Raw genomic sequence first — 10,039 nt, forward strand, 5'->3', positions numbered from 1 at the left:
TCCCTGTTCCCTGTTCCCTGTTCCCTGTTCCCTGTTCCCCTAATCCCTTGAGTTATTTAATTTTTTAGTTAAAAATTGACAAGTACAATTAATGGATTTAATGAAAACATTAGATAACCAACTAATTATAAATTTATCTATTCTTTCCTCACAACCAACAGGGATTAGTAACTACGCTCAAAATATCTTCCCTTATTTAAAATCTCTATATCCCACCTTATTAACAGCACAAAAAGACCCAGAATTTAACTGCTACCCAGTTCCCAATAATCTTACCCCCGCTCAAGGCACAAAAGGACATTTGCGCCGCTTACTGTGGACACAGTTCCAACTTCCCCAAATCTATCATCACCTCAAATCTCCCTTGTTATTTTCCCCCTTACCAGAAGCACCGCTTTATAGTAACTGTCGTTTTGTGGTAGTGTCCCACGACTTAATACCATTGCGCTTTCCTAAATCCTTCTCACCCTTGACAGCTTACCATCGTTACTACGTTCCCCAAGTCCTCAAACAAGCACAACACATAATCTGCGATTCCCAAACGACAGCAGAGGATATCATTAATTTTTATCAAATTCCCGCCAGTCAAATCACCCCCATTCTCCTAGGTTATGATCGTGAAAATTTTCACACTTTTCAAGAAAAATCACCCGACAATCCGCCATATTTTCTCTATCTAGGAAGACATGACCCTTATAAAAATTTACACCGGCTTATAGCTGCTTTTGCGGAGCTACCAAATAGGGGTGAATATCAACTATGGTTAGCAGGTCCGATTGATAGGCGTTACACACCACTTTTACAAACCCAGGTCGCAGAGTTGGGAATTACTCAACAGACAAAATTTCTCAATTATGTATCCTATGACGAACTACCAAAAATTATTCATAATGCGATCGCCCTAGTATTTCCGACTCTCTGGGAAGGCTTCGGTTTACCAGTCCTCGAAGCAATGGCTTGTGGGACTCCAGTGATTACTTCTAATCTTTCTTCCCTTCCAGAGGTAGCGGGGGAAGCAGCGATTTTAATTAATCCTTATAACAGGGCAGAAATTACCGCAGCTATGCAGATGATAGCTGAAGATATGCAAATGCGATCGCACCTCTCTACCCTAGGTATAAATAGAGCCAGTCAATTCAGTTGGGAAAAAACCGGACTTGCGACTGCAGAAGTTTTATCCCGCTACTTATGAATGTTAGGCTAAAGTTAGCTTACTCCAGCCTTCACACAAAAATCCTATGGTTGTGCAAACTGCTATATAAAACCTAGATAAAGCTAGACTTTACTTTCTACTTCAAAGGGGGCATGGGAGCGGTTATCCCTCAGTAGACTTGCACGCCTTAGCCAGACGCGATTGTGTTCCAATTAAGTTTCTGAAAAATACTACCACCATCATTGCTTGGTTTTCGCGTCGGCAATAGTCTCAATTCAATACTTGATATCACCCTATTATATATCAAGTAGTTGATTTTTTACTAAAAATATATCGCTTTTTGTCAATATAAGTATAGTTTTGTCTATGAAATTGTCAACTTAGGACTTTCTCTACCAGCAGTAGAGATAGAGGAGATAAATTTACTTATTACCGTTCCCTCCCGGAATTGCAAGAATATATAGCCTTTTTCAGGCTAATGAATTACACATCAATTGCCTATTCCCTGTTCCCTGTTCCCTGTTCCCTGTTCCCTGTTCCCTGTTCCCTGAAACTAAACAACTTTGTACCTCACGAGCATGGGAAATGCTATATACTAATTGACCAGTATACAATTCATATTGAACAGTTTAGCAAAACTCCAGAAGGTAACTGGCTGTTAAGAGAATCTGACGCTCAAAACGGAATCTTAACCTTAGCTTCCGCAAATTGCCAAATTCCCCATAGCCAGATTTACCAGAGAATAGATTTTTGCAGTAATTCAGATTAAGAAGCTCCCAGGGCCCCAGAATAGACCAAACCCCGCTGCATATCCAGAGTAAGAATTGCTCCATCACGAATTACCTGGGTTGCTGTTTTCACACCCACAATCACAGGGACACCCAGACGCAAACCGATGACAGCAGCGTGACTGGTTAGACTTTCTTCCTCAGTAATAATACCGCCAGCCTTACGAATTGCCTCAACAAAATCCGCATCAGTCCGGGGTGCCACCAAAATATCTCCGGGATTAAAATTACTCACATCCATACCAGTGTGAGCCACCCTAGCACGACCACTTACCGAACCCTGTCCCAACCCAATACCCTGACCTAGCACAGCGGTCACCACCTCAACCTTAACTAAATCAGTAGAGCCGGAAACACCTTGAAGAGTACCCGCAGTCATCACCACTAAATCACCTTCAGACAGGTAGTTATGCTCTTGAGCCACATTGATAGCGGCTTGAAAAGTCTGCCCAGTAGAAGGTAAACCTAGTACCAACAATGGTTTCACACCCCAAACCATCTGTAATTGTCGTGCCACATTCACATGGGGTGTCACAGCCAAAATCGGGGTATGGGGACGGAACTTAGAAACATTCCGAGCTGTAGCCCCTGTTTGTGTCAGGGTCATAATTGCCGCTGCGCCCAATTGTTGAGCAATTTGTCCCACAGCTTGACTAATAGCATTAGGAATAGAACGTCGCTCATCTCGGTGGGAAAGTAAGGCCGAATTTTGTGCCGCTTCCTGTTCCATGCGTTCAGCAATTCTCGCCATGGTAGCCACTGCTTCCACAGGATAATTACCCACAGCAGTTTCATTCGATAGCATCACAGCATCCGTACCGTCTAAAATGGCATTAGCCACGTCTGAGACTTCAGCACGAGTAGGACGGGGATTACTCACCATGCTGTCTAACATTTGGGTAGCGGTGATGATGGGAATCCCTAAGCGATTAGCTGTAGCAATCAACCGCTTTTGCAGCACAGGGACATCTTCAGCAGGTAGTTCTACACCCAAGTCACCTCTAGCCACCATCACACCATCACATAAAGCCAGAACTTGTTCCATTTGTTCAATGGCTTCATGTTTTTCAATTTTGGCAATGACTGGAACCTGCTTACCAGTACTAGAAATTAACTCTTTAATTTCGATGATGTCCTGGGGGTTACGGACAAAGGAAAGCGCTACCCAATCTACACCTTGATCTAGACCAAACATGAGATCCTCGCGGTCTTTGTCGGTCATGGCCTTAATGGATAGGTAAACACCCGGAAAGTTAACACCTTTATTGTTAGATAACTTACCAGCTACCGTGACACGACAATGTAAATCGCCTTTGTCAGGGTTAATATCCTCTACCACCATTTCTACTCGCCCATCGTCGAGGAGGATTTTCGCACCTGTAGGCACTTCTTGGGCTAAATAATCGTAGGTGACGCAGCTAATTTCTTGGGAGCCGACAACTGGGCGATTTGTCAAGGTGAAGCGATCGCCTTTTTCTAAAATTATCGACCCATTTTCAAACCTACCTAAGCGAATTTTTGGCCCTTGCAAGTCTTGGAGAATTGCCACAGGTTGATTTAATTCAAAAGCAGTTTGTCGAATTAAGCGAATACTACGCTGATGGTCAGCATGAGTACCGTGGGAGAAGTTGAGCCGCAGTGTAGTCGCACCAGCTTCGATAATCGCCTTCAGGTTTTCTGGGCTGCTAGTGGCAGGCCCAATTGTAGCAACAATTTTTGTCCGGCGTAGAGAGTCTCTTAATTGCATAGGGGCTGATTCTAGGGGGCTATCTCTATCTAGAGATTCATATTAATTTAAGGGGCGTTTAGTTTTCAGTCTCTGTTATATCCATAACCAACAGAGGCGGAGGATGAATGGGGGTTTGAGAGTCACTCGCAACAGAAATGATAATTTTACCCTGGTTAAGATTTCCCAAGATTTGTGAGATAGAGTAGATATCGTACACCAAACTGGGTTCCATCCTCCTGAATATAGATTTTTCAGTCAACTCTTTATTGGTTGCCTAGACACCCTACGCGAGCAGAAAAACTTATCTCTCCTCTGGAATCATAGCGTTATTCATCTGGGCTTCGGCAAATATCAAGTTAAATCTTGCTAAATAAAAGCTTACAAAAGTTTATTATTTACTCATGTTTATCGTATATTCGTAATGTTTCATTAAACAAGGAGTTAAGAATGCTCACATTGGAGGCACAGAAGTCACTAAAAATCCCCCCCAAGGAATTTTTAGCGCCTCCTGGTGATTTTAATCCCACACTGCTACTGTTTTTCTCCACGGTAACAATGCTGGTGTTATCTAACTTTGGTTACTGGCTCTGGCAGTGGCCAGATTGGTTGTGCTTTACCATTAATACCATTGCTCTACATTGTGCCGGCACTGTGATTCACGATGCTTGTCACCAATCTGCCCATCGTAACCGAATCATTAATGCCATGTTAGGCCATGGTAGCGCCCTGATCTTAGCTTTTGCCTTCCCCGTATTTACACGGGTGCATTTACAGCATCACGCCCATGTCAATGACCCCAAGAACGACCCGGATCATTACGTCTCCACAGGGGGACCGTTGTGGTTGATAGCAGTACGTTTTTTGTACCATGAAGTGTTTTTCTTTCAGCGGCGACTGTGGCGTAACTACGAACTATTGGAATGGTTCATTAGCCGCTTAATTGTCGGCACAATTTTTTATATTTCCATTCAGTATCATTTTTTAGGTTACATTCTCAATTTTTGGTTTATCCCGGCTTTTTTAGTGGGGATAGCACTAGGATTATTTTTTGATTATTTACCACATCGTCCCTTTGTGGAACGCGATCGCTGGAAAAATGCCCGGGTCTATCCTGGTAAACTCCTAAATATCCTGATTTTAGGACAGAATTACCACCTGATTCATCATCTTTGGCCTTCTATTCCTTGGTATAATTACCAACCTGCTTATTATGCAATGAAGCCGTTGTTAGATGAAAAGGGTAGTCCTCAGACATCAGGTTTATTGCAGAAAAAGGACTTTCTGGAATTTGTTTACGATATTTTTATCGGCATTAGATTTCATCGTCATCACCAATAGAAATACCCCAGCCCACCTTGGGTGGGCTGGTTTTGTGCACACAAAAGGTCAAATCTCAGTAGATAAGCTTTGAGCGTAAATCACCTCAATCTTGCTACCAAGTTCCAATTTTTCTAAAGATTCCGTGAAAAACACAAAACCTTTATATGCTGTGAGATACTTATAAATTTTTGTGAAATACCCTTCACTTGTGACAATTACTAGTGGCTGCTCCATTTTGGAGAGAATGGTCAGAAAATCTTCTAGTTTTACGCACACACCAGTTACCCGCTCATTAAACATTCTCCCGCCCATGGCAGCAGGTTGAGCCGCATCACTACCGTAATAGCTCATTTCGTGCTAATTTTTACATATAATTGACAGTCAAATTTTAAACTTTTGACTTAACTGCCTGCTGTGATGGTTGTAACGGCTGGGATAAACTCCAATCTGGACGTAATTTAGCAGCTTGGCGTAAATAAATATGATTAATTGGTGTAGAAGCTGGAAGGTAAGCGTGGATAAGAAACCGAATGCAACGCTCTAAGCTACCTTCGACGTGCATTTGTTGTACATCCAACATTGCCACATTATCCCACCCAGAACGCGATCGCGCGATGGCCGCCGGAAAAATCGCATCTAAATCACGTGTCACCGAAAAAGTCACACTAATCATCTTTTCTGGCTGGAGTTGATTCCTTTGTTCTAGTTGATCTATTAGTTCGGTTACCGCTTCTCTAATCCCTTCAATAGTATTTTCAGCAACGGTTGTTGCTCCGCGAATAGCCCGCATTTGCCACTCCACGCCAAAATCCTCCTTACATTACTCATTGGTCATCAGTCATTGTAATTTTTTTACAATGACTGCTAATTATTTAAGGTCGATATAACCACAGTGGCAGACCACTGGTAGACATTTCAAATTCCAACCAATCAATTCCCGCCCCCAGCCCTGATGAAACCAGACGGCTTCCGGGTAGAACGCGACTCAATAAAGGTTTTCGTTCTTCTAGGGTATAGCAGGGTGTCTTATCCGGATCAAGACCCACCATTTCCGCCGTCCAGCGCACTGCATCCTCTTCAGTTCCCAGACGGTCTACAATACCTAATTCTAAAGCCTGTTCCCCGGTGAAAATCCGACCATCAGCAAAAGTCTTAACAGTTTCTAGTTCTAGAGAACGCGCCTCAGCGATGGTCTTGACAAACTGCTGATAACTCACGTCAATTAACTCTTGCAGGATGCTTTGTTCTGGTACAGTCAGTTGGCGGTCAAATGCCAAAATATCTTTGTAGGGGCCAGACTTGATCACTTGGAAGGAAACACCGATTTTTTCCAGCAACCGTTCCAAGTTGTTACCTCGCAAAATTACACCAATACTACCAGTGATTGTACCAGGATTAGCCATGATATGTTCTGCTCCCATGCCAATGTAGACACCGCCAGAAGCCGAAATATTGCCAAAGCTGGCGACGATTTTGATTTGATTGCGTAACCTCTTCAGGGCGCTGTAGATTTCTTGAGAATCTCCCACTGTACCCCCAGGACTATCAATACGCAGGAGTAAAGCGGGAAACTTTTTCTCTTCTATGGTTTTTAGGGCTTCTAACACGCGCTTGCGAGTAGAAGCACCGATAGCACCAGTAATTTCAATCCGGGCAATTTGTTTACGAAACTTAGACTTGAAAGGCCAGACCATGAGCAGTTAAAAAACCTCTGTAATACACTCAATATAAAATGCCTAGCGATGAAAAGACCTAATTTACTCTAGACCAAAAATCAGTAGACATGGTGTTATCAGCAATCTTAATGAAATTTTTAGACTCTTTGTATATAGCACTACGCATACACGTTAGGACATCATAATTGTGGTTTTAAGGGAACAGGGAACAGGGAACAGGGAACAGAGAATGGGAAGGATTGGGGAAATGTCCTAACACTTGTGGTTACTGCTATACCTATAGCAAGCGATCGCTTCACATGAAAAGGGACTACTTATAGTTTATGCTTAAATTACCTTGGCTGTTGCTATAAATCAGATGATGTGAGCGGGAGAAAGTATAAAATTCTCTAAAACACTTGCCAAACATAGCTTTCAGTCTATATTCTTTCGTAAGAATGGCATCAAAAATCGATTTAAACAACTTTACTTTATGAGATGACCTTTAAATTAAGTTAATGTTTCACCCAGGGAGTAGGGGGGGAAGATTGTAATTTACTCATGACTAATGACCAATGAGCGGTTCCCCAAACAACAGAGATCCGCTATCCTGAATGCAGTTACCGAGTTAGCTAAAAAACATTGAGTGAAACTAAATCCAAATCCAGTTTAGGAGCATGGAGTCAGCGACTGCTGGCGGCGATTTTCCTGGGTGGACAAGTAATAGTTCACCTATTAAGGGGAAAAATTAATTGGCGCAATACTGTAGAGCAAATGGCCACTGTGGGGCCAGACTCCCTATTTATTACCCTGTTAACGGCTGTATTTGTGGGCGCAGTATTTACGATTCAGGTAGCGCGGGAGTTTATTAACTTTGGCGCTAGTAATCTAGTTGGCGGAGTCCTAGCGGTAGCATTAACAAGAGAATTATCACCAGTACTTACCGCCGTGGTTTTGGCTGGAAGAGTCGGATCCGCCTTTGCAGCCGAAATTGGGACGATGCGGGTAACCGAGCAAATCGATGCTTTATTCATCTTAAAAACAGACCCCATTGATTACCTCGTTATCCCTCGGCTACTGGCTTGCTGCTTAATGCTGCCGATTTTAACCCTCCTGTCTTTAATCACAGGGATTTTAGGGGGATTAATAATTGCCACAAATATATATGGTATACCCGATACGGTATTTCTAGACTCAGCTCGTAACCTGATCACCATTGGGGATATCATCAGCGCCTTAATTAAAGCCTGTTGCTTTGGCTTATTAATCGCCGTCATTGGTTGCAGCTGGGGTTTAACGACCAAGGGAGGAGCAAAAGGCGTGGGACAATCCACCACAACGGCTGTTGTTACTTCCTTACTAATTATATTTATTAGTAACTTTTTTCTCTCATGGTTAATGTTTCAGGGAACCGGGAGTGCATTGGTAGAAGGTTTTTGACCAGGACTGGGATCTGTTCACCAATAACTCGGCAAGTTAATCAAACCCAGAACCCGTAAAATAGGATAGATGTTTACCAATAAAACAGGATGGGAAACTGTGACCAGTTCATTTACAACTGATTCCACCTCAACTGTGCAACTCCAGCCTAGTTATAATATCCCCATTGTATTGCTGATTTCTGCCATACCTCTATTGGTAGTGCAAGTTTGGGTAGGGGCGGTAATTGCATTATTGGGCTTATTTCTGTTGTTGCAAACCGCAACAATACGTTTACAGTTCACCGCCACAGATTTAGACATCTATCGAGGGGAAAAATTACTGCGGCGCTTTCCCTATCAGGAATGGCAAAACTGGCGGATATTTTGGCATCGAATCCCTATCCTGTTTTATTTTAAGGAAGTCAATAGCATTCACTTTTTACCGATTTTATTTGACCCCAAAACCCTGAAATCTTGTCTAGAATCACGTTGTCCACGGATATGAGCTATTTTCTAAATTCTGTGAGCCTCAGTGCTCAGTGGTTTTGCATCTAGACTATATTCTTGAAACTTATTTATTTGCATTATTGTTTATGAACCCAGAGGAATCTCAAACTCCAGAACAGATGGATGAGTGGTTGGAACAAATAGAAGCAGAAAACTCATCCCCAGACTCACTGCTGGAAACAGAAGCGCCAACTTCATCTACTGATACACAACCAAATAATGCAAATCTTGTGCCAATCATACCTCATACAGAAGTGGCAGATGCCCGCATTGAGTCCACAGAAGACTCAACCCTTGAAGATGCAGTAGAACAACCAGAAACTCCTGTAGTGGTAGAGCAACAAGATAATTCACTATCTGCTCAAGCTGAGGATACAGTGGCAGATTTGCAACGCCAAGAAGCATCCCTAAAGGCGGAAATAGCCAATCTACAAGCATCTTACAAAACCCTTCAAGAACAACTCACTCAAACTCAAATCTCTCTGGGGCGACTTGTACAAGAGTCACTGGTGCAGTTAGAACAACGCAAACAAGCTCTACAAATTTCTGTAGAACAACTAGAACGCCGCCAAGAACGCATTCGTAATGAAATGCGAACCACTTTTGCGGGAGCATCTCAAGATTTAGCAATTCGGGTGCAAGGCTTTAAGGATTATCTCACCGGTAGTTTACAGGATTTGGCAATGTCAGCAGAACAATTGCAACTGACACCAATCGAACCAGCCAAACCTGTGGTCACAGAGGTGAAAATCACCCAACAACAGCCACAAACACCCCAATTTGCCCAACAACAGTTTCAAGAGACTACAAATAAAATTCGCCGCTTGATTGACCAGTATCGTAGTAACCCAGATTACTATGGTCCGCCCTGGCAATTACGGCGGACTTTTGAACCGGTTCACGCAGAACGAGTTGCTAACTGGTTCTTTAAACAAGGAGGACGCGGCGCTTTGCGAACCATGGGAAGCCGCTTGCAGAATATTCTCATTTCTTCGGCTGTCGCTTCTATATTACACAGTTTATATGGCGATCGCCTCCGTACTCTGGTTTTAGCAAATTCCCCAGAACGTTTAGGTGAATGGCGGCGCGGTTTGCAAGACTGCTTAGGAATTGGTCGCACAGATTTTGGTCCTGACCAGGGTGTAGCTTTGTTTGAAACACCCGATGCTTTGGCTTTGAAGGCTGACCGACTTGTAAAGACTAATCAATTACCCTTAATTATAATTGATGATTCCGAAGAGCAAATCAGTTTAGCAATACTGCAATTTCCTCTATGGCTGGCTTTTGCACCTGACCCTAAAGCGGTGAGAAGTTACTCTGGTGAAAGGGTTAGTCAATAGCTAGTTATTTACTAATAATAGATTACATATCCTCATAAATGCTCAGATAGTGGTATGGCTTATGTACCACTACGAGAAGCAGTCAAACAACTGGGACTGCACCCAAACAGTTTAAGGAAGTACGCA

General features: G+C 42.9%; 9 protein-coding genes. 5 read left to right on the forward strand and 4 right to left on the reverse strand.

What is annotated here, in order from left to right; translation table 11 throughout:
- Positions 1-91: 91 nt before the first annotated feature.
- Complete coding sequence (locus tag PN447_RS00180; RefSeq protein WP_271759967.1) at positions 92-1,192, forward strand: glycosyltransferase family 4 protein; 1,101 nt, start codon at positions 92-94, stop codon at positions 1,190-1,192.
- Between the two features lie 726 nt (positions 1,193-1,918).
- Here the strand turns inward: PN447_RS00180 and pyk are convergent.
- Positions 1,919-3,688, reverse strand: coding sequence for a pyruvate kinase (gene pyk / locus PN447_RS00185; protein WP_271759968.1), 1,770 nt, complete (start codon positions 3,686-3,688; stop codon positions 1,919-1,921).
- Positions 3,689-4,117: 429 nt separating this feature from the next.
- Here pyk and crtR point away from each other — a divergent pair, with 429 nt between their 5' ends.
- Positions 4,118-5,008: a beta-carotene hydroxylase gene (gene crtR, locus PN447_RS00190; protein WP_271759969.1), complete on the forward strand. Its 891-nt coding sequence runs from the start codon at positions 4,118-4,120 to the stop codon at positions 5,006-5,008.
- Between the two features lie 48 nt (positions 5,009-5,056).
- On the opposite strand, the gene PN447_RS00195 is transcribed toward crtR, so the two are convergent.
- The 3 genes from PN447_RS00195 to sppA all read right to left on the reverse strand — a co-directional run bounded on the left by PN447_RS00195 (position 5,057) and on the right by sppA (position 6,684).
- On the reverse strand, positions 5,057-5,341 hold the full coding sequence (locus tag PN447_RS00195) for a hypothetical protein (protein WP_271759970.1): 285 nt from the start codon (positions 5,339-5,341) through the stop codon (positions 5,057-5,059).
- A 37-nt stretch (positions 5,342-5,378) separates the two neighbouring features.
- Positions 5,379-5,792, reverse strand: coding sequence for a chorismate mutase (gene aroH, locus PN447_RS00200; protein ID WP_271731002.1), 414 nt, complete (start codon positions 5,790-5,792; stop codon positions 5,379-5,381).
- Between the two features lie 70 nt (positions 5,793-5,862).
- The gene (sppA, locus tag PN447_RS00205) at positions 5,863-6,684 is read right to left on the reverse strand and encodes a signal peptide peptidase SppA (RefSeq protein WP_271759971.1); all 822 of its coding nucleotides are present in this window, start codon (positions 6,682-6,684) and stop codon (positions 5,863-5,865) included.
- A 603-nt stretch (positions 6,685-7,287) separates the two neighbouring features.
- Here sppA and PN447_RS00210 point away from each other — a divergent pair.
- The 3 genes from PN447_RS00210 (at position 7,288) to PN447_RS00220 (ending at position 9,913) form a co-directional block, all read left to right on the forward strand.
- Positions 7,288-8,085 carry an MlaE family lipid ABC transporter permease subunit gene (locus tag PN447_RS00210; protein WP_271759972.1) on the forward strand — a complete coding sequence of 266 codons (798 nt, stop codon included), beginning with the start codon at positions 7,288-7,290 and terminating at the stop codon, positions 8,083-8,085.
- Positions 8,086-8,154: 69 nt separating this feature from the next.
- Positions 8,155-8,571: a DUF3119 family protein gene (locus PN447_RS00215; RefSeq protein ID WP_271759973.1), complete on the forward strand. Its 417-nt coding sequence runs from the start codon at positions 8,155-8,157 to the stop codon at positions 8,569-8,571.
- Positions 8,572-8,659: 88 nt separating this feature from the next.
- Positions 8,660-9,913 carry a DUF3086 domain-containing protein gene (locus PN447_RS00220; RefSeq protein ID WP_271759974.1) on the forward strand — a complete coding sequence of 418 codons (1,254 nt, stop codon included), beginning with the start codon at positions 8,660-8,662 and terminating at the stop codon, positions 9,911-9,913.
- Positions 9,914-10,039 lie beyond the last annotated feature (126 nt).

Origin of the sequence: Anabaena sp. CS-542/02, assembly GCF_028331085.1 — a bacterium.
GTDB classification, from domain to species: Bacteria; Cyanobacteriota; Cyanobacteriia; order Cyanobacteriales; family Nostocaceae; genus Anabaenopsis; species Anabaenopsis arnoldii.